Raw genomic sequence first — 19,515 nt, 5'->3', positions numbered from 1 at the left:
GCCCGTCGCCAATGGGTTAGGAACATCGATGACAGAAGGAGAAATCGATGAGTAAGAAAGAATGCATCGCGATGCTCCTCGCAGGAGGACAGGGCAGCCGATTGGGGGCACTCACCCAAAAGATCGCCAAACCGGCGGTTAGCTTTGGTGGCAAGTTCCGCATTATCGACTTTTCGCTCTCCAACTGCTCCAACTCGGGCATCGACACGGTGGGCGTTCTGACGCAGTATCGCCCCTACCTGCTGCATGCCTACGTGGGTTCCGGCGAGGCGTGGGATCTGGACAGCCGCGACGGCGGCGTGTCGATCCTGCCGCCGTACGAGACGCAGACCGGCGGCGCCTGGTATGCGGGCACGGCCGACGCCATTACGCAGAACCTCGACTACATCAAGGCCAACGACCCCAAGTACGTCCTGATTCTTTCGGGCGATCACCTGTATCGCATGGACTACCGCAAGATGCTCAAGACGCACATTGAGAACAACGCCGACCTCACGGTGAGCGTTATGCCCGTGCCGTGGGAGGAGGCCAGCCGCTTTGGCATCCTGACCACCGACCCCGAGGACGGCCGCATCACCAAGTTCACCGAGAAGCCCGAGAAGCCCGATTCGAACCTCGCTTCCATGGGCATCTACATCTTCTCGGCCGACGTGCTGATCGAGGCGCTCGAGGAGGATGCTCTGGACCAGCGCTCGAGCCACGACTTTGGCAAGGACATCATCCCCAAGCTGCTCGGCGAGAACAAGCGCCTGTACAGCTACGAGTTCCACGGCTTTTGGAAGGACGTCGGCACCATCGCCAGCTTCCACGAGACCTCGATGGACCTGCTGGGCAACAACCCCGAGTTTGATCTGTTTGACAAGAACTTCCCCATCATGTCCAACATCACCACGCGTCCGCCGCACTACATTGGCCCGGACGGCCGCTTGGACGACTGCCTGGTCTCCAACGGCTGCAAGATCTACGGCACCGCTCGCCACTCGATCCTTTCGACCGATGTCATCATCGAGGAGCGCGCCGTGGTCGAGGACTCCGTGCTGCTGCCGGGTGCGCACGTTAAGAGCGGCGCGCACATCTGCCGCGCTATTTTGGGCGAGAACTCCACGGTCGAAGAGGGCGTGAAGCTCGGCTCTGTCGATACCACCAAGGATACGGCCGTCGTTGGAAATGACGTCGTTATCGGGAAGGGGGAATGATCCGATGATCAATCGCAAGGCCATCGGTTACATCACCGCTAACTACTCTTCGACCTACGGCAGCGTGCTGCTCAAGGACCGTCCCATCGCGTCCGTTCCGTTTTTGGGCCGCTACCGCCTAATCGACTTCCCGCTGTCCAACATGATGAATGCCGGCATTAAGACCGTCGGCGTCGTCATGCCGGGTAACTACCGTTCGCTGATCGACCACGTGGGCTCGGGCAAGGACTGGGGCCTGGACCGCAAGAAGGGCGGTCTGTTCATGGTGCCCGGCAACGCGTATGGCACCACCAAGGGCGGCATGCGCTTCCTGCTGCGCGACATCATCTCCAACAAGACGCTGTTCCAGCGCTCGGAGAAGCCCTATGTCGTGATGATGGGCACCAACATCATCTTTAACATGGACCTCAACACCATCATCGAGGCGCACGAGAACTCCGGCGCCCAGATGACCGTGGTGTACTGCAAGGCCACGCGCAACGTCGATGACGAGACCAAGCTCGAGATTAACGAGAACGGTCGCCTGACGGGCGTGAGTGCCGGCGTTGTGTACGGCGACAACGCCTCCATGGACTGCTGCATCGTCAACCGCGAGACGCTGCTCGAGATTATCGACCACTACCAGGCCGCCGACTATCTGGACCTGCTCGAGGCACTCCAGGGCGACTTTGGCAACATCGACGTGTGCAGCTACGAGTACAAGGGCGAAGTCGTGGGCGTGTTTAGCGAGAAATCGCTGTATCGCCGCAGCATGGACCTGCTCGACCAGACCGTCGCCGACCAGCTCTTCGATCCCGAGCGCCCGATCCTGACCAAGGCTCACGACGTGCCGCCTTCGCGCTATGCGACCGGCAGCCACGCCTGCAACTCGATCATCTCGGCCGGCTGCATCATCAAGGGCACCGTGCGCAACTCGATCCTGTCGCGCGGCGTCGTGGTCGAGGAGGGCGCCTCGGTGACCAACTCGATCATCAACCAGAGCTGCATCATCAAGAGCGGCGCCCGTGTTGAGAACGCCATTCTGGACAAGAACAACGTGGTTCCCACCAACACCGAGCTTCGCGGCACGCCCGAGAACATCCTGGTGCTGGGCAAGGCTCCGTTAACTTCCGACACCACCATCGTACGTTAACGTTGGCACCGCAACATCGCTCGTAACATGTAGAATAGCCGCCCGGTTAGCGCCAGGCGGCTATTCTCGAATTGCAACATGGGAGACAATATGGCTGATTCCAGCAAAAAGATGCAGATCGTGTTTGCCTCGGCCGAGTGCGCACCGTTTGTGAAGACCGGTGGCCTGGGCGACGTGGCAGGCTCGCTGCCCGCGGCGCTTGTGCGCGCCGGCGCCGAAGTTATCGTGATGGTACCCAAGTACGCCACCATCAAGGACGAGTACAAGGCGCAGATGGAGCACTTCTCCGATTTTTACGTGAGTCTGGGCTGGCGCAACGAGTACTGCGGGCTCGAGAAGCTCGAGCACGACGGCGTCACCTATATGTTCATCGACAACGAGCGCTACTTTGCGCGCGACTATCCGTACGGCTTCTTTGACGACGGCGAGCGCTTTGCGTTCTTCTCCAAGGCCATCACCGAGAGCCTGCAGCACCTGCCCGAGGGCTTTGAGTGCGACATCCTGCACTGCAACGACTGGCAGACGGCACTGGCGCCCGTGTTTTTGCGCGAGTTCTACCAGGGCCTGCCGCTGTACGACCGCGTCAAGACTGTGTTCTCGATCCACAACGTGGCGTTCCAAGGTCAGTTTAGCGACACCGTGATGGAGGACATCCTGGGTGTGGCGCATATTCCCGCGGCCGCCTCGCAGCTGCGTTGCGACGCCTGCAGCGTCAACTACATGTTGGGCGCGCTGCGCTATGCCGACGCCATTACCACGGTGAGCCCCACCTATGCCAACGAGATCCAGACGCCCGAATTTGGCGAGGGCCTGGACGGCGTTCTACGCGAGCGCTCCTACGCGCTGCAGGGCATTTTGAATGGCATCGACGTCGCGGGCTTTGACCCGGCGACCGACAAGCGCATTGCCGCCAACTACACGGTAGAGGATCGCTCCGGCAAGGCCGTGTGCAAGGCCAAGCTGCAGGAAGAGCTGGGGCTCGAGGTTCGCGACGACCGCCCGCTTATGGTCATGGTCACGCGTCTGACGCGCCAGAAGGGCATGGACCTGGTCATGTACGCGCTCGACCGCATCCTGGCCGGCGGCGTGCAGGTGGCGGTGCTGGGCACCGGCGACCGCGACTACGAGGACGGCCTGCGCTACTTCCAGGACAAGTACCCCGGCACCATGGCCGCACGCATCGAGTTTGACCCGGCGCTGTCGCAGCGCATGTATGCCGCCGCCGACATGTTCCTGATGCCTTCGAAGTTTGAGCCCTGCGGCCTGTCGCAGATCATCGCCATGCGTTATGGCACCCTGCCCATCGTGCGCGAGACCGGTGGCCTGAAGGACACTGTGATCCCGTACAACGAGTTTACCGGCGAGGGCACGGGCTTCTCGTTTAGCAACTTTAACGGCGACGAGATGGGCGATGCGGTATTCCGCGCGGCGCGTCTATTCTGGGATAACCGTGACGCCTGGAACCAGCTGGTCACGCAGGCCATGAGCCAGGACTTTAGCTGGACGCGCTCGGCCGACAAGTATCTGGACCTGTACTTCTTTATGCATCCGGAGATTGAGAGGCCGGCGTCTGTTGTCGACGAGCCTGAGGCTGTTGCTGAGCCGGTGGCCGCTGAGCCGGAGCCCAAAGCCAAGGCCGAGGAGAAGCCGGTTGAGGCTGAGCCCGCAAAGGCCGAGCCTGAGGTGAATGCTGAGACTGCTCCTGCGGCAAAGGCAGAGGTCAAGCCTGCCGCGAAGCCTGCCGCCAAGAAGACCACAACCCGCAAGACGACCGCCAAGAAGGCTACGACGACAAAGGCCGCTGCCACCAAGGCCGCCGCAGCAAAGACGACTGCTGCCAAGGCAACGACCACGCGCAAGCGCACGACCGCCGCTGCCAAGAAGGCCGCAGAAGCCGAGGCTGCTCCCAAGGTAAAGGCCGAGGTCGCCGTCGAGGCTCCGGCCAAGACCACTGCCAAGAAGACGACCGCGTCCAAGACCACGACCGCCAAGAAGGCAACGGCAGCCAAGAAGACCACGGCTACGAAATCGACGACCACGAAGGCTGCCGCAAAGTCGGCTGCCAAAGTCGAGGAGACGTCCGCCGAGTCCAAGGCCGAGGCAACCGTCGAGGCCAAGCCGGCCGCCAAGGCCACCACGCGCAAGCGCACTACGACGACGGCCAAGAAGACCACAACCAAGGCCGCTGCTCCCAAGGCGGAGGCTAAGGTCGAGGCCAAGCCCGCAGTAAAGGCCAAGCCGATACCGAAGGCATCCGAGGCCAAGTCCGCTGCCGTCAAAGAGGAGCCCAAGGCCGAGGTAAAGGCCAAGCCCGAGCCCGCCAAGAAGGCCCCGGTCTCCCCCGCCGCCGCGACCGAGGAAAAGGCTCCGACCAAGAAGACCTCCGTCCGCAAGGCAACGGCCACCCGCAAGCGCCGCTAGTACGCAGACGATTCAAAACCTCATCAAACCCTAAGCAAGGGGCGCTCCAACTGGGTGCCCCTTCTCTGTAGGTAGTGGTAAAACGATTTTCTAGGACAACCGTTCGCCGATGGTAAACGGATGTTGTTTATACAGCCTGTGTACAACAGATATACTTACAACTTGTGCGTAAAGCCATGGCCCGCAGGCCGTGATTCTATTGAACTGGACCGTATTATGAGATTGATACACAACAGCCGTCTTCCGCAGTTTCGCACTCCGTTTGGCGCTGTGACCACTGGAACTACCCTTTCGCTCTCCGTGATTCTGGAGGATGCCGACCCCAACCAGGCAACGCTTACGCTGCGCACCTGGGTCGATGAGATCGGTGAGTCTCGGTATCCCATGACGCACGAGGGCGACGGCATTTATACCGTAGAGCTTGAGTGTACCGAGTCCTGTCTTATCTGGTACAGCTTTATCTGCAATATCGAGGGCCAGCCCGAGGTCCGCTTGGGCGCACCGCAGGGTCGCACCGGTGGCGAGGGCGTAACTTACGACTACGCCGAGGTGCCGTCCTTCCAGATTACCGTCTATAAGCACCGCGAAGTGCGTCCCGAGTGGTACGAGCGTGGCATGGTGTACCAGATCTTCCCCGACCGCTATGCCCGCGACGAAAACTGGCGCGAGCGCACGCTGGCCGAAGTCGAAAAACCGCGCAACGGAATCCAGCGCCGCATGATCGAGGACTGGAACGAGTCGCCCGTATACGAGCGCGCCGAGGACGGCTCCATCAAGACCTGGGACTTCTACGGCGGCTCGCTCAAGGGCATCCAAAATGACCTGCCCCGCATCGCGGAGCTGGGCTTTACGGCCATCTACCTCAACCCCATCTTTGAGGCCGCGAGCAACCACCGCTACGACACGGCTGACTACACCAAGATCGACCCAATCCTGGGCACCGAGCAGGACTTTACCGAGTTGTGTGAAGCGGCCGAGAAGCTCGGCATTTCTATTATCCTGGACGGCGTCTTTAACCACACGGGTGACGACTCGATCTACTTTAACCGCTACGGAAACTATCCCGGCGTCGGTGCGTGGCAGAGCGAGGACTCGCCGTGGCGCGATGCGTTTACCTTCCATGAGGACGGTACGTATGACTGCTGGTGGGGCGTGGGCAACATGCCCGCCATCAACGAGAATTCCGAGCTGGTGCGCGAAAAGCTTCTAGGCAAGGACGGCGTTATCCGTAAGTGGCTGCGCGCCGGTGCCCATGGCTGGCGCTTGGACGTGGCCGACGAGCTTTCCGATGACTTCCTAGCCGATATCAAGACCGCCGTGCTCGAGGAAAAACCCGACGCACTGCTGCTCGGCGAAGTCTGGGAGGACGCCTCCAACAAGATCAGCTATGGCCATCTGCGTCGCTACCTGCAGGGATCGGAACTCGACTCCGCCATGGATTACCCCTTCCGCGACATGGTCATCGGCTTTTTGATGGGCTACAAAAACGCCTACCAAGCTGCCGAGGATATCGAGACCCTACGCGAGAACTATCCGCGTGAGGCCCTGTCTTGCGCGCTCAACCTGCTGTCGAGCCACGACCGTCCGCGCATCATCTCGGTGCTCGGCGGCGGCCCTGATGAATCGCAGCTGCCCGAGTGCGAGCGCAGCAAATGGCGTCTGGACGAGAACGCAATGGGCCTGGCCAAGAGCCGTTTTTGGCTCGCGACGCTCATGCAAATGACGTTCCCGGGCGTTCCCTCAATCTATTACGGTGACGAGTACGGGTTGGAGGGTCTCACCGATCCGGGCAATCGCCGCACCCTGCCGACCAAGGACCAACTGCACGACTTCGACACGCTGGCTATTGTCAAAAACGCCTCCGCCGTACGCCGCGCACTACCGTTTATGATCGACGGCGAGATCAAGGCCTTCGCACTCAACGACGAGGTGCTGGCATACAACCGCACGGGCAAGGATGGCGAGTCCGCGACGGTTATCATCAACCGTAGTCTGCGCAATTCGCACTGCGTGACGATTCCGGCGCTCGGCGAATGCGCGAGTGACGTGATCAGCGGCCGCGAGTGCGAGATCCACAACGGTACGGTCACGCTCGATCTGTATCCGCTGGGCTCGTCGATCATCTATCACCATGCCGAGCAGCGTCTGCAGGAGCCGCTCGATCACGGCGCGGGCGTCGTGTGCCACATCACCTCGGTGCCCACCGACGACGGCAAGCCTGGCACAATCGGTGCGCCCACGCGTCGCTTTATTGACCACCTGGCCGCCATGGGCATGCGCTACTGGCAAGTTCTGCCCGTCAATCCCACGGACTTCTTCCGCTCCCCCTATGCCGGTCCTTCGGCCTTTGCAGGCAATATCGACCTGCTGCCCGAGAGCCACGAGGAGCTAGCTGCGGACTTTGCCACCTGGAAGACCCGCGGCGGCGAGGATGCCGACCCGCTGTACACGGCGTTTAAACATCGCAATGCCGATTGGCTCGAGAAATACTGCGTCTACATGGCCGTTAAAAAGTACTTTGAGGGCGAATCGCGCCACGATTGGCCGGCAGATGTTGCGCGCTACAACGAGCATCTGATTGACGACAAGCGCTTCCACGACGAGGCCGAGCTTCAGGCGTACATGCAGTATCGCTTTGACCTGGCTTGGTGCGAGCTTATGAACTATGCGCACAAGAAGGGCATCGAGGTCATCGGCGATATCCCTATGTACGTGTCCGACGATTCGGCAGATGCGTGGAGCGAACCCGAGAATTTCTGGCTATCCGATACCGGCAAGGCAATCGAGATCTCCGGTGCGCCGCCCGATAACTTTGCGCCCGAGGGCCAGGTGTGGGGCAACCCGACGTTCCGCTGGGACCACATGAAGCAGAATGGCTATGGCTGGTGGATGGATCGCCTGCGTCGCGCGTTCTCGCTCTACGACCGCGTGCGTCTGGATCACTTCCTGGGATTCCACAGCTACTTTAGCATTCCTGCGGGCAAGGCCTGCGCCGACGGTCGTTGGCTGGCGGGACCGGGCAAAGACCTGTTCCAGACCGCCTACGACGAGCTGGGTCCGCTCAACTTTATCGCTGAGGACTTGGGCTATCTGACGCCTGGCGTTCGTGCCATGGCTTCGACCTGCGGCTTCCCCGGCATGGACGTGCTGGAGTTTAGCGACTACGACGTTCGTTGCGGTGTGCATCCCACGCCCGGCAAGATTCTGTACACCTCGACGCACGATACGTCGACGCTGGCCGGGTGGTGCACGCGTTCCTTTGCGGGTGGCGACGTGCCGAGCGGTGTTGAGGTGGCGTCCAAGCTGATGAACGACGCGCTGGCAAGCGACGCTCCCCTGGTGATGATGCCGCTGCAAGATGTCTTGGGGCTAGGCGACGACGCGCGCATGAACGTTCCGGGCGTGGCCACGGGCAACTGGACCTGGCAGGCTGACGAGGCGGACATTGCAGCCGCCGAGAACAAAACCGCACAGCTCCTGCGCAACAACAATAGATTCTGGGGCGAAGCGTGATAAAACCCCCGATATAGGGTACAGTTACAGACGTTTGAATTTTTGCGGGCAGAGTAATCTGCCCGCTTTGTGCTGAAAAGGAAGTATTATGGCGCGCTACGATTATAAGTGCTCGAGCTGCGGCAACGTGTTTGAGGTTGAGCATCCCATGTCTGAGACTCCCGAGGTCGTGTGCCCCAGCTGCGGTGCCCCGGCGGCCAAGACGTTCTCGGCCAGCGGCATTAAATTTGAGGGTAGCGGTTTCTACAACACCGACCAGCGAAGCGGCGGCGCCAGCACCAGCGCCACCAGCGGCTGCTGCGCCAACTGCCCGCATAGCCACTAGAAACAACGCGGCCCCGCGATCAACACCCATCGCGGGGCCGCGTCTTTAGCTGCCCAGGTTTCCTTATGAGTTGCGGTGAAATAAGGACTGTTTGGCGGGTAGAAGCCGATATTCAATCCCTATTTCACCGCAACTTAGTCGTTACTTGCGGACCAGGCGGGCGCAGAAGTGGCCGTCGCAGGAGTCGGCGTTTACCGGTACGCTTTGGAAGAGGCCTCGATCGTTCTGGCGTACGGATACGAGTTTTTTGGCCTGATCGAACTCGGGGAGTTGCAGAATCTGTGCCTCGGAAAGCGGTGCCACGCTAAAGCCGGCACCCTCGGGAGAAGCAAGGTACGCGTCTACGACCTGCGTGTTCTCCTCGTCGAAGACCGAGCACGTCGCATAGATGAGCTCGCCGCCGGCGGCCACGCGCGCGGCGGCTTCCTTGAGCATCGTCAGCTGCAGTTTGGGCAGCTCAACCGTCACATCCTTTTCGGTCAGACGCCACGGGATCTCAGGATGGCGGCGCATGGTGCCGGTGCCCGAGCACGGCGCATCGATAAATACCGTGTCGAACTTAACCGGCTTGCCAAGCATGGCATCAAACGATGTCAGTACTTCATCAAGCTCGCAGGCATCACCCGCAACCGTACGAACGCCCTGAATACCGGCCTTATGAAGGCGAGCGAGATTCAGATCGCACTTGCGATCATGAAGATCGAGCGCCGTATGCTGACGCTCATATCCCGCACGCTTGGCCTGGCACATCATCACATAGGTCTTGGTGCCACGACCGGCACCAATCTCAAGGCAGCTTCCAGGGCGCGTGGCAGCTGTGGCGATGAGCTGGGCGTTAAGATCCGAGGCCACGGCAGCAGCACGCTCAAACACACCCGAAGCAACGGTAACCTGGGCATCAACCGGGGCGTGGCAGCCCGGGAAGACGGGCGCGACGAGCTGCGAGATATACGGATCGGGCTTAGACGCAAAGGCGTTCTCATGAAGGGCCAGCGGCGCAGGCGCAAGATTACCGGCAAAGTTCAGCGCGCCCTCGGGTGTATCGAACGAGGCCATAATACGAGCGCAAAGCCAACGCGGCAGACCCATCAGGCGCGACAGACGAACCAAGCGTCGCTCAGACTCATCCACATCGGACGCAGTAGCAAAGTCCTCAACGTTGTCCGCGACCTTATGCAGCACGGCATTGGCCAAACCGGCGGCAGACTTAGCTCCGCTGCGAACCAGCTCAACACCCTGACTTACGGCAATGCGGCCCGGCGTATGCAGATAGAGCATCTCGAAGGCCGAGATACGAAGCGCCATGCGAACACGCGGCGCAACCTTTTTAGGCTTATCGAGAAACTGATCGAGCAACTCATCCAAAATGCCCTGCGTGGCGGCAACACCCAGTGCCAAGCGGGCGGCAAAAGCGGAATCGCGCTGGTCAATAGCCTTGGCCGATGCGCGAGAGGACAGCACGTCACGCGCATACATACCGCGGCGATCAGCCTCCATTAGCACATCGAGCGCAAGCTTGCGCGCGGGAGACAACTTGCTCATGACAAAACACCCCAGATAAGATCGGCACCCTGCAGGCCGGTAGCCCAAGCAGAAGCAGCCATGGCGCGCTTACCGTCGGGCTTAACCTCGAGCAACTCAACCGTGCCATCGGAAAGACCCAGGTAAACACGCTTGGCCTTAACGAGAACCTGACCCTCGCCAAGCGACACATCAGCTGGCGCAGCATCGAGCACGCGCACGGTCTTGCCAGCAATCACGCAACGAGCAGGCGCGGTATCGGACGAGGCCAGCACATGACGCACGCAATCGAGCGCCGCCATCTGCGGATCCAGGCGCATCTCCTGCTTAGAAATCTTAGCAGCATGAGTGACGAGCGACTCATCCTGTTCAGTCCACACGGCGGTGCCATCGGCAAGAGAAGGAAGCGTATCGGCAAGCAGTTTACCGCCAAGCTCACCAAGCTCCATGGTCAGCGCCTCAGCATGCTTACCGGCAACCGACGTAGACGCCTGGGCACAATAAGCGCCGGTATCAACGCCATGCCCGATGCGCATAATAGAAACGCCAGCAACCTCATCACCAGCGAGAATCGCACGCTGAATAGGAGCTGCCCCACGCCAGCGAGGCAGCAAGGACGCATGAACATTCACAATACCAAGCGGCGCCATATGCAGCACCTCATCCGGCAAAATGCAACCATAGGCAGCCACACAGAAAATATCGGCTTGCGCAGCTTGGAGCGCCTCAACAACCTCGGCCGTCATACGATTAGCCTCAATAACCGGCAACCCAAGCTCAAGCGCCTTGGCCTTAATAGGAGACGGCTCCAACTTTTTACCACGCCCGCGAACAGCATCAGGACGAGTAACAACAAGCGCAATCTCATTCCCAGCCTCAACAAGCGAAGTCAAAGAAGGCACAGCAAAATCAGGCGTGCCCATAAACACAATACGCATAAAGAATATCTCCCCTCAACCAAAGCCGAGACGGCTACAAATAACAGCGGAAAGCCAAGTACCCAGCCCATCCGTAATAACATTTCAACAAGAACAAATATACCCAAAACTAAAGAAAGAGCCGCAATAAAAGCAGCTCTTCCAACAAAGCAATTATCAGCGAAGACGCCCCTCCCTGGCACAACGGCACCCGGGCGAACCGAGCCAAGAACAACGCAGTCCCCGGTGCTGAGCGCCCACATATCGTCCCGCGCGCAGTTTCGCAGCAAAGCGAGAATGTTTGAGCACGGGATGATATGTGGGCGCTCAGCACCGGGGACGGTGGGACCTACTCCGTCTCGCCCGGTCGAGCGCCGCGGGCCAGGGCGTCCTGGTACTCCTTGACTGCCTTGATCCTCTGCATCGGCTTGAGTCGCTCGAACATGGTATTGCCGTGCAGGTGATCGATCTCGTGCTGCAGGCACACGCAGAACAGATCGCCCGAAGCCTCATAGCGAATCAGGTTGGCGTCCAAGTCGTACGCCTCGACGACGACATGGTCGGGACGCTCGATCTCGCAGCTAATGCCAGGGATGGACAGGCAGCCCTCGCTAAACGGCACCATATGGTCGCTCTGCTCCACAATCACGGGGTTGATGAGAACGTACGGATCGTAGTCGTTCTTGTCGCTGTAGTCGCAGTCGATGGTGACGAGCTGAATGAGCTCGCCGATCTGCGGAGCAGCTAGGCCGCAACCGCTGTTCTCGAACATCATCTTTTTCATCTTCTCGGCAAGCGCCTCGATCGCCGGGGTGATTTCCTCGATGACGGCGCACTCCTGGCGCAGACGAGGGTCGGGCGACAGTACGATTCCGTTGGCTTCCATGGCCATCCTTTCGAGTTGTTACATCAAATCATAGGCGTCGACGTCAACGCTTACGCTCACGCCGCGCACAGAGCCCACCTCTTTGAGGCAGGCGTCGATATCATCAGAGACATGGTACCCCACGGGCGACTTCACAAGCAGATGGAAGCGATAACGGTCCTTGGCTCTCTCGATTACACACGAAGCCGGGCCCAGCACCTGCGGCACGGCACTCCCCGCCCGCAAAAAGTCGGGCGCGGCGGCATGCCAGCGGCGCTTGAGGAACTTCGCGATGCGCCCAATATAATCTCGTGCGTCATCTGCATTCGCCGACCACACCAAAATGTTGACCAGTCGAACAAACGGCGGATACAGGGCGTCGCGGCGCTGGTCCAGGTCGTAGTCGGTAAAGATCGAACGGTCGTGCTCAGCGACGGCGCGAATGACCGGATCCTCGGGCAGGTAGGTCTGGATGATCACCTCGCCGGGGCGATCACCGCGACCGGCACGGCCGGCGACCTGCTCCAGTAAATCGTAGGCGCGCTCCCCTGAGCGAAAATCGGGCAGCTTGAGGGCGAAGTCGGCATTGACCACGCCCACGAGCGTGACCTCGGGAAAATCGAGACCCTTTGCGATCATTTGGGTGCCCAGCAACACGGCGCAATCGGCCGCATCGAACTGCTCGAGCAGTTTTTTGTGCGCATCCTTGCCGCGCGTGGAATCGGCATCCATGCGAATAATGGCGACATCCTCGGGCAGCATCTGGTGCAGTGCGTCCTCGATCTGCTGAGTGCCCAAACCCATTTTTGCCAGGTAGCGACTACCACATTTGGGGCAACGGCTCGTGGGCGCGGGATACGGCTGCACGCGCCAGGACGACCCGCAGGTATGGCATTGCAGCGTGTGCGAGCGCTCGTGATACGTAAGCGCGGTGGAGCAGTGGTTGCAGGTGGGGACGCAGCCGCATTCGCGGCACATCAAAAACGGCGCAAAACCACGGCGGTTGTGCAGCAGCACGGCTTTTTCACGGCGCTCGACCACGCGTTCCAAGCCTTCCATCAGCGGCTTTGAGAACATAGAGCGGCTGCCGTGCGAGAACTCACGACGCAGGTCGGCAATACGCACCGTAGGCAGCACGGCGTGTCCCGGGCGCTCGGGCATCTCGACGCGCGTCCAGGTGGCACCGTTATACGTGCCACGGCGGCAGCGGTCGAGAGCCTCAGCAGAAGGCGTGGCGGAGCCCAACACGAGCGGGCAGCGGTAGCGCCGCGCCATCTCGGCCGCCACCTCGCGCGCATGGTAGCGTGGACTGGAACCCTGCTTGTAGCTGGTCTCGTGCTCCTCGTCGATAATGATGAGGCCCAAGTCGCTGAGCGGGCAAAAGAGCGCCGAGCGGGCGCCCACGACCACGCGCGCGGCTCCGCTGGCGACCATATCCCACTGGTCCAGGCGCTCGCCGGCCGAAAGGCGCGAATGGAACACAGCGACCGTCTCGCCAAAGCGCGAGCGGAAGCGGCCGACGGTCTGGGCCGTCAGCGAGATCTCGGGCACGAGCACGTAGGCCGAACGGCCGGCCGCGAGCACGCGCTCGATGGCAGAGAGATAAACCTCGGTTTTACCAGATCCGGTAACGCCATCGACCAGCACCACATCGCCATGAGCGTCCAGACGGGCACGCTCAATCTGCGCGAGCGCCTGCTGCTGGCCGTTGGTAAGTGCGACCGGCGCTTTGCCGCTCGCGGAGGACAGCGTAGTTTGCTCGCTGCAGCCACGCCACGCACGGCGCTCCTCCACCACCACGACGCCGCGTTTTTCGAGCGCCTTGATGGTTGCCGACATGCTGTTGTAGAGCAAGTTGAGGTCACGCGTCGTGACCGGGCCGCACTGGAGCGCCTCGATGAGCTGGCGTTGGCGAACGGCAGTCTTGGGCGGCGTATAGTCGAAGCCCTCGGGCGTGAGCATGACCCAGCGGTTTTGGATGGGTTTGACGGCGGGGCGCTCAACGGTCCACACGCCGTCATCGCCCTTGACCACGCGCGGGCTTCCACCCGGGGGCAAGAATAGGCGCAGGCACTCGGAAAGCGTCGCGACGTACTCGCGGCTCATCCAGCGCGCAATGCCGGCGGCCTCGGCGGTAAAGAGCGGTTTGCTGAGGATGGCCTCGATGAGCTTGATGCGCGCAGGGTCGAGGGCGTTGTTGCCCTGCAGATCGCCCAGCTCAGGAGCAATGTCGACGACATAGCCCGCGGCGGCACGGTTACCAAAGTGGACCAGGACCGTGGATCCGATCTGCGCCTCGTTGGCAAGGGGTTGAGGAATGCTATAGGCGAATGGCTCGGACAGCGCACGCGTCGGGATGTCGAGGACCACGCTCGCGTAGGCAGCGATGGGCTCAGGTGCAGGCTTAGGCTGAGCCGAGGCGGCGGCAGGTGCGAGCTTCGCCGGAGCCTCCTCCGGTTCGGGCGTACCAAACAGCGACAGTTGTTGAGCCATGGCCCCAGCACCTCCTATCCCATACGTCTACAGAAATAAGAGCCCCGCTCGGGGTGAACGGGGCTCGGGTACATACGTTTGCGCAGCGATTACAGCGCCATCGTGCGGGCGCGGTCGATACGCGCCAGGCAGTCGTCGCGGCCGACGAGCGCCATGGTCTCGCCCAACGGAGGGCTCACCATGTTGCCGCAAACGGCGACGCGCACGGCCTGGAACACCACGCGCTTCTTGAGGTCCATTTGCTCGGGCAGCGGCTCAAGCGCGGCGTCGATGTTGTCAGCCGTCCACTCGTCCACACCCTCGAGAGCGGCCTTGGCGGCGTCCAGAATGGCACCCATGCCTTCCTTGGCCAGGCCCTTGTTGACGGATTTCTCGTCATACTCGAGCGTCTCGGCCGTAGCAAAGATGGGAGCGGCGACGGTCACGGCGTCGGCCGGCATCTTGGTGCGCGGCTTGACGATGGCGGCAAGTGCGTCGATCCAGTCCTCGTCGTACTCGACGTTGCCCTCGATGAGACCTGCCTCGTGCAGCTCGGGGACCATAATCTCGTCGGCAAACTGAGCGTCGGACATGCCGTTGATGTACTCGGCGTTGACCCAATCAAGCTTCTTGGGGTCGAAGGTCGCCGGGTTCTTGGAGATGCGATCGAGCGAGAACTTTCTGGCCAGGACATCGCGCGGGATGATCGTGGTCTCGCCGTCGAGCGACCAGCCGAGCAGCGCCAGATAGTTGACGAAGGCATCGGACAGGTAGCCGGCGTCGCGGTACTCCTCCACCGAGGTGGCGCCGTGGCGCTTGGAGAGCTTCTTGCCGTCGGCGCCCAGGATCATGGAGATGTGGGCAAACGTAGGCACGGGCGCGCCGAGGGCCTCGTAGACCATGACCTGGCGCGGGGTGTTGGACAGGTGGTCATCGCCGCGGATGACATGGGTGATCTTCATCATGGCATCGTCGACGACGGTCGCGAAGTTATACGTGGGCGTGCCGTCGGAGCGGAAGATGACAAAGTCGTCGAGCTCCTTGGCATCGAAGGTCACCTCGCCGTGGACGGCGTCGTGGATGACGACGTCGCCGCGGTCCTCGGGCACCTTGATGCGCAAGACGTAGGGCTCGCCGGCCTCGATGCGGCGACGGGCCTCCTCGGGATCAAGATCGCGGCAGCGACGCTGATAGCCCTGGAAGGGGTCCTTGCGCTCCTGCGCGGCCTTACGGTCGGCGTCGAGCTGCTCCTTGGTGCAGAAGCAGGGATAGGCCTTGCCCTCGTCCCAAAGCTTCTGGGCGGCCTGCTTGTACAGGTCCAGGCGCTCGGTCTGGGCATAGGGGCCGTAGTCGCCGCCCACCTCGGGACCCTCGTCCCAGTCCAGGCCAAGCCAACGCATGGCGCGCAGGATGATCTGCGTGTTCTCGTCGGTGGAACGGGTGGGGTCGGTGTCGTCGATGCGCAGGATGAACGTGCCACCGTTTGCGCGGGCAAAAGCCCAGTTATAGATAGCGGTGCGGGCGCCACCGATGTGCAGCTTGCCCGTCGGTGAGGGTGCAAAGCGGACGCGAACGTCTGATGCCATGGAAATCTCCTCGATTGCAGGATGGATGTCTAACCGCACTAGTATAAAGCAACAATGCGACCTCCGCACAAAGGGCACCGACCCACTCATTGGGGACAGACTTAAATGACCATTCTTTGGGCAACCTGCCGGCACTTAGGTAAGGCTGATCATTTAAGTCTGTCCCCAATGAGTAGGTGCGGAAAGGGTGTGAATGTTTGATTTACGCGCTATGATGTGCCCTTGCATACAGAGCCCGGCGGAATGGTAACGGTCGCCGGGACACGTTTTTGAAAGGACAATCATGTCAGAAGAGCTTCGTTCCATCCCGCCCCAACACGGATCGTTTGTGTTTACGTCGGAATCGGTGACCGAGGGTCATCCCGATAAGATCGCTGACCAGATCAGCGACGCCGTACTCGACGCAATCCTCGCCAAAGAAATAGAGCTCCAGGAGCAGGGCTATATTGCGCCCAACGGCGTGCCCGCCAACGTGGAGAACGTCCGCTGCGCCTGCGAGACCCTCGTGACCACCGGCACCGTCATCGTTGCCGGCGAGATCCGTACCCAGGCCTACGTCGACGTGCAGGAAATCGCCCGCGGCGTCATCCGCCGCATCGGCTACAACCGTGCCAAGTTCGGTTTTGACTGCGATACCTGCGGCGTCATGAGCCTTATTCACGAGCAGTCACCCGACATCGCCCAGGGCGTCGACGAGTCGTTTGAGACGCAGACCGGCGCTACCAGCGACCCGATCGACTTGATCGGCGCCGGCGACCAGGGCATGATGTTCGGTTATGCCTCCAACGAAACCAAGACCCTCATGCCCATGCCGCACTACCTGGCGAGCCGCCTGGCCGAGCGCCTGGCAGCCGTGCGCCACGACGGCACCCTCGCCTACCTGCGCCCCGACGGCAAAACCCAGGTCACCGTGCGCTACGAGGAAGGCAAGCCCGTGGAGGTCACGACCATCGTCATCTCCACGCAGCATGCCGCCGAAATCGAGGACATGGGCAAGATCAAGGCCGATCTGATCGAGCACGTTATCACCCCGGTTATGGCTGCTGAGAACATGCCGTGGGACAACGCGGACATCTATGTGAACCCCACCGGTCGCTTTGTCGTAGGCGGCCCCATGGGCGACACGGGCCTGACCGGCCGCAAGATCATCGTCGACACCTATGGCGGCTACGGCCGTCACGGCGGCGGCGCCTTTAGCGGCAAGGACTGCACCAAGGTTGACCGCTCCGCCGCGTATGCCGCGCGCTGGGTCGCCAAGAACGTGGTCGCCGCCGGTCTGGCCGACCGATGCGAAGTCGAGCTTGCCTACGCCATCGGCGTTTCCAAGCCCCTCTCAATCATGGTCGACACCTTCGGTACCGCGCATGTTGCCGAGGACAAGATCGTCGAGGCCGTCGAGAAGACCTTCGACCTGCGCCCGGGCGCGATCATCCGCGACCTGGACCTGCGTCGCCCCATCTACGAAAAGACGGCAGCCTACGGTCACTTCGGCCGCGAAGACGCCGACTTCACCTGGGAAAAGACCGACCGAGTCAACGAACTCAAAGCAGCCTGCGGCCTGTAAATAGGTTCGCAGAGCCCAGACAGCAAAGCATTAGAACCAAAAGAAGTACCGGCCCCAACCGGTACTTCTTTTTATTTACACGGTGGTGTGAATATTTCGATGCGCAATGAACAGCACGTCCCCAGCTGATGAATTTTGACATCCAGCCACTCCAACCATGTATCCTAAGTTCCGAGGGCTTTGGTATTTGGTCGATCGCGAGTTCCGCACGAGCCGGAGGCCACTTAATGTGGCCTCCGTGCGAGCCAGGACTGTAGAGCAGGCGACCAAATACCAAAGCCCTCGGAACGGCGGGATAGAACAGGAGCGCATATGGCAGGCAAGCCGCAAACATTAGCTACGACCTCGGCATTCGAGATCTTGGGCCCCGTCATGGTCGGCCCCAGCTCATCGCACACCGCCGGCGCCCTGCGCTGCGCCCAAGTTGCCGCCAGCCTGCTGGAAGGCCGCATCACCAAAGTCACCTTTGGCCTGTGGAACTCCTTCGCCCACACCTACCGCGGCCACGGCACCGATCGTGCGCTCGTCGCGGGCATCCTGGGCCTCGACACCGACAACGAGAACATCAAGCAGGCCTTCGACCTCGCAAGCGAGCAGGGCCTCGAATATCACTTTGACATCAAGGGCGACGACGCCTCCATCCACCCCAACACCGTCGACATCGATATGGTCGACGCCACGGGCGCCACGGCGCAGGTCCGCGGCGAGAGCTTGGGCGGCGGCAAGATGCGCATCAGCCGCATTAACGGCGTCGGCGTCGACATCTCGGGCATGTATTCCACGCTCTTCGTGGCGCACCAGGACGTCCCCGGCGTGCTCGCAGCGCTCACCAACCTGCTCGCCTACGCCCATGTGAACATCGCCTTCTGCCGCACCTACCGCACCGAAGTGGGCGGCCAGGCCTACTCCGTCTTTGAGACCGACGGCGCCCCCGACGACACCGTCGTCCCCATGCTCCGCAAGCTCGACAATGTCGATTACGCGACCTTTATCGAGCTCCCCGGTTCTGCCTCGTCGCTCTCCCCCGGCGTCTCGGCAAAGGAAATCTTCGACGACGGCGAGCAGCTGCTCGATGCGTGCGAGGAACTGGGGCTCAACATCGGCGCCGTCATGGCCGTGCGCGAGGCACGTCTGACCGGCGAGGCACACGCTATCGCCGCCATGCGCCGCGTACTCGACGTCATGCGCGAAGAGACCACAGCCCCCATTTCCAATCCACAGCGCTCGCTCGGCGGCCTCATCGGCGGCGAGGCAAAGCTTGTCGATGCCACCAGCCGAAACGATCTGAGCATAAGCCTAATGGGCGCCGTCCAGACCGACGCCGTGGCCCGCGCCATGGCCGTGCTCGAGCGCTCCGCCACAATGGGAGTGATCGTCGCCGCCCCCACGGCCGGCTCCGCAGGCGTCGTGCCCGGCTGCGTGCTGGCGCTCGCCGACCATCTGCAACTGGACGATGAGCAAGTCATGGACGCCCTCTACTGCGCCGCCGCCATCGGCCTCAACCTCACCACGAGCGCCTGTGTCGCCGGCGCCGAGGGCGGATGCCAAGCCGAGGTGGGAAGCGCGGCCGCCATGGCCGCCGCCGCGCTGGTGCAGATGCTCGGAGGCACGCCTGAGCAGGCACTCGACGCCAGCTCCATCGCCCTGAGCAACCTGCTGGGCCTGGTCTGCGACCCGGTGGGCGGCCTCGTGGAGGTGCCGTGCCAAAACCGCAATGCCATCGGCGTGGCCGCGGCATTTAGCTCGGCGCAGCTTGCACTTGCCGGTATCAAGAGCCTGGTGCCGTTTGACCAGATGGCGCACGTCATGCTCTCCGTGGGCCACGCGTTGCCGGCCACGCTGCGCGAGACGGCAAAGGGTGGCATCGCGCAGGCTCCGGCCGCACTTTCGGCCTGTGCAAAATGCGGTGTGTGCGGATAGCGACAAAGAAAGACTCGAAGGTGGGACAAATGTCCCACCTCTTTTGAATGCCACCGTTTCCATACCACAAACAACTGGGTAAT

General features: G+C 61.5%; 12 protein-coding genes. 7 read left to right on the top strand and 5 right to left on the bottom strand.

Features of this window, described 5'->3' with window-relative positions; all coding sequences use genetic code 11:
* The first annotated feature begins 47 nt into the window (after positions 1-47).
* The 5 genes from DW003_RS08645 to DW003_RS08625 all read left to right on the top strand — a co-directional run bounded on the left by DW003_RS08645 (position 48) and on the right by DW003_RS08625 (position 8,587).
* A complete protein-coding gene (locus tag DW003_RS08645) occupies positions 48-1,196 on the top strand; it encodes a glucose-1-phosphate adenylyltransferase (RefSeq protein ID WP_035138263.1) in 1,149 nt (382 codons plus the stop codon).
* Between the two features lie 4 nt (positions 1,197-1,200).
* Positions 1,201-2,328, top strand: coding sequence for a glucose-1-phosphate adenylyltransferase subunit GlgD (glgD, locus tag DW003_RS08640; protein WP_099431724.1), 1,128 nt, complete (start codon positions 1,201-1,203; stop codon positions 2,326-2,328).
* A gap of 90 nt (positions 2,329-2,418) precedes the next feature.
* Positions 2,419-4,749 (top strand): glycogen synthase GlgA, encoded by a 2,331-nt coding sequence (gene glgA / locus DW003_RS08635; protein ID WP_187361919.1) that lies wholly within the window; start codon positions 2,419-2,421, stop codon positions 4,747-4,749.
* Between the two features lie 216 nt (positions 4,750-4,965).
* Positions 4,966-8,262: a 4-alpha-glucanotransferase gene (locus DW003_RS08630; RefSeq protein ID WP_118388632.1), complete on the top strand. Its 3,297-nt coding sequence runs from the start codon at positions 4,966-4,968 to the stop codon at positions 8,260-8,262.
* A gap of 88 nt (positions 8,263-8,350) precedes the next feature.
* Entirely contained in the window at positions 8,351-8,587 is a 237-nt protein-coding gene (locus tag DW003_RS08625) for an FmdB family zinc ribbon protein (protein ID WP_118388630.1), read from the top strand.
* A 141-nt stretch (positions 8,588-8,728) separates the two neighbouring features.
* Here DW003_RS08625 and DW003_RS08620 read toward each other — a convergent pair whose 3' ends face one another.
* The 5 genes from DW003_RS08620 to gltX form a co-directional block, all read right to left on the bottom strand.
* Positions 8,729-10,129 (bottom strand): RsmB/NOP family class I SAM-dependent RNA methyltransferase, encoded by a 1,401-nt coding sequence (locus DW003_RS08620; protein WP_118388628.1) that lies wholly within the window; start codon positions 10,127-10,129, stop codon positions 8,729-8,731.
* The gene (gene fmt, locus DW003_RS08615) at positions 10,126-11,046 is read right to left on the bottom strand and encodes a methionyl-tRNA formyltransferase (protein ID WP_118388626.1); all 921 of its coding nucleotides are present in this window, start codon (positions 11,044-11,046) and stop codon (positions 10,126-10,128) included. The genes DW003_RS08620 and fmt overlap by 4 nt, the downstream gene beginning before the upstream one ends.
* Positions 11,047-11,374: 328 nt before the next feature.
* Positions 11,375-11,911, bottom strand: coding sequence for a peptide deformylase (def, locus tag DW003_RS08610; RefSeq protein ID WP_118388624.1), 537 nt, complete (start codon positions 11,909-11,911; stop codon positions 11,375-11,377).
* 18 nt (positions 11,912-11,929) lie between these two features.
* Positions 11,930-14,383, bottom strand: coding sequence for a primosomal protein N' (gene priA, locus DW003_RS08605; protein WP_118388622.1), 2,454 nt, complete (start codon positions 14,381-14,383; stop codon positions 11,930-11,932).
* An 89-nt stretch (positions 14,384-14,472) separates the two neighbouring features.
* Positions 14,473-15,948: a glutamate--tRNA ligase gene (gltX, locus tag DW003_RS08600; protein WP_118388620.1), complete on the bottom strand. Its 1,476-nt coding sequence runs from the start codon at positions 15,946-15,948 to the stop codon at positions 14,473-14,475.
* Positions 15,949-16,231: 283 nt separating this feature from the next.
* Between gltX and metK the strand changes: the two genes are divergently transcribed.
* Positions 16,232-17,512 (top strand): methionine adenosyltransferase, encoded by a 1,281-nt coding sequence (metK, locus tag DW003_RS08595; protein ID WP_118388618.1) that lies wholly within the window; start codon positions 16,232-16,234, stop codon positions 17,510-17,512.
* Positions 17,513-17,824: 312 nt separating this feature from the next.
* Entirely contained in the window at positions 17,825-19,432 is a 1,608-nt protein-coding gene (sdaAA, locus tag DW003_RS08590) for an L-serine ammonia-lyase, iron-sulfur-dependent, subunit alpha (RefSeq protein ID WP_118388616.1), read from the top strand.
* The last annotated feature ends 83 nt before the right edge of the window (positions 19,433-19,515 follow it).

The sequence above is a fragment of the Collinsella sp. AF36-3AT genome, from assembly GCF_003475205.1.
GTDB lineage: Bacteria > Actinomycetota > Coriobacteriia > Coriobacteriales > Coriobacteriaceae > Collinsella > Collinsella aerofaciens_AF.
Note: the sequence above shows the minus strand (reverse complement) of the source record. Positions and strands in the feature narration are given on the sequence as shown.

Bases quoted from the DNA above. Each gene is read 5' to 3' on its own strand.
- DW003_RS08645 (WP_035138263.1), top strand. From the start codon at position 48: ATGAGTAAGAAAGAATGCATCGCGATGCTCCTCGCAGGAGGACAGGGC.
- glgD (WP_099431724.1), top strand. From the start codon at position 1,201: ATGATCAATCGCAAGGCCATCGGTTACATCACCGCTAACTACTCTTCG.
- glgA (WP_187361919.1), top strand. From the start codon at position 2,419: ATGGCTGATTCCAGCAAAAAGATGCAGATCGTGTTTGCCTCGGCCGAG.
- DW003_RS08630 (WP_118388632.1), top strand. From the start codon at position 4,966: ATGAGATTGATACACAACAGCCGTCTTCCGCAGTTTCGCACTCCGTTT.
- DW003_RS08625 (WP_118388630.1), top strand. From the start codon at position 8,351: ATGGCGCGCTACGATTATAAGTGCTCGAGCTGCGGCAACGTGTTTGAG.
- DW003_RS08620 (WP_118388628.1), bottom strand. From the start codon at position 10,129: ATGAGCAAGTTGTCTCCCGCGCGCAAGCTTGCGCTCGATGTGCTAATG.
- fmt (WP_118388626.1), bottom strand. From the start codon at position 11,046: ATGCGTATTGTGTTTATGGGCACGCCTGATTTTGCTGTGCCTTCTTTG.
- def (WP_118388624.1), bottom strand. From the start codon at position 11,911: ATGGAAGCCAACGGAATCGTACTGTCGCCCGACCCTCGTCTGCGCCAG.
- priA (WP_118388622.1), bottom strand. From the start codon at position 14,383: ATGGCTCAACAACTGTCGCTGTTTGGTACGCCCGAACCGGAGGAGGCT.
- gltX (WP_118388620.1), bottom strand. From the start codon at position 15,948: ATGGCATCAGACGTTCGCGTCCGCTTTGCACCCTCACCGACGGGCAAG.
- metK (WP_118388618.1), top strand. From the start codon at position 16,232: ATGTCAGAAGAGCTTCGTTCCATCCCGCCCCAACACGGATCGTTTGTG.
- sdaAA (WP_118388616.1), top strand. From the start codon at position 17,825: ATGGCAGGCAAGCCGCAAACATTAGCTACGACCTCGGCATTCGAGATC.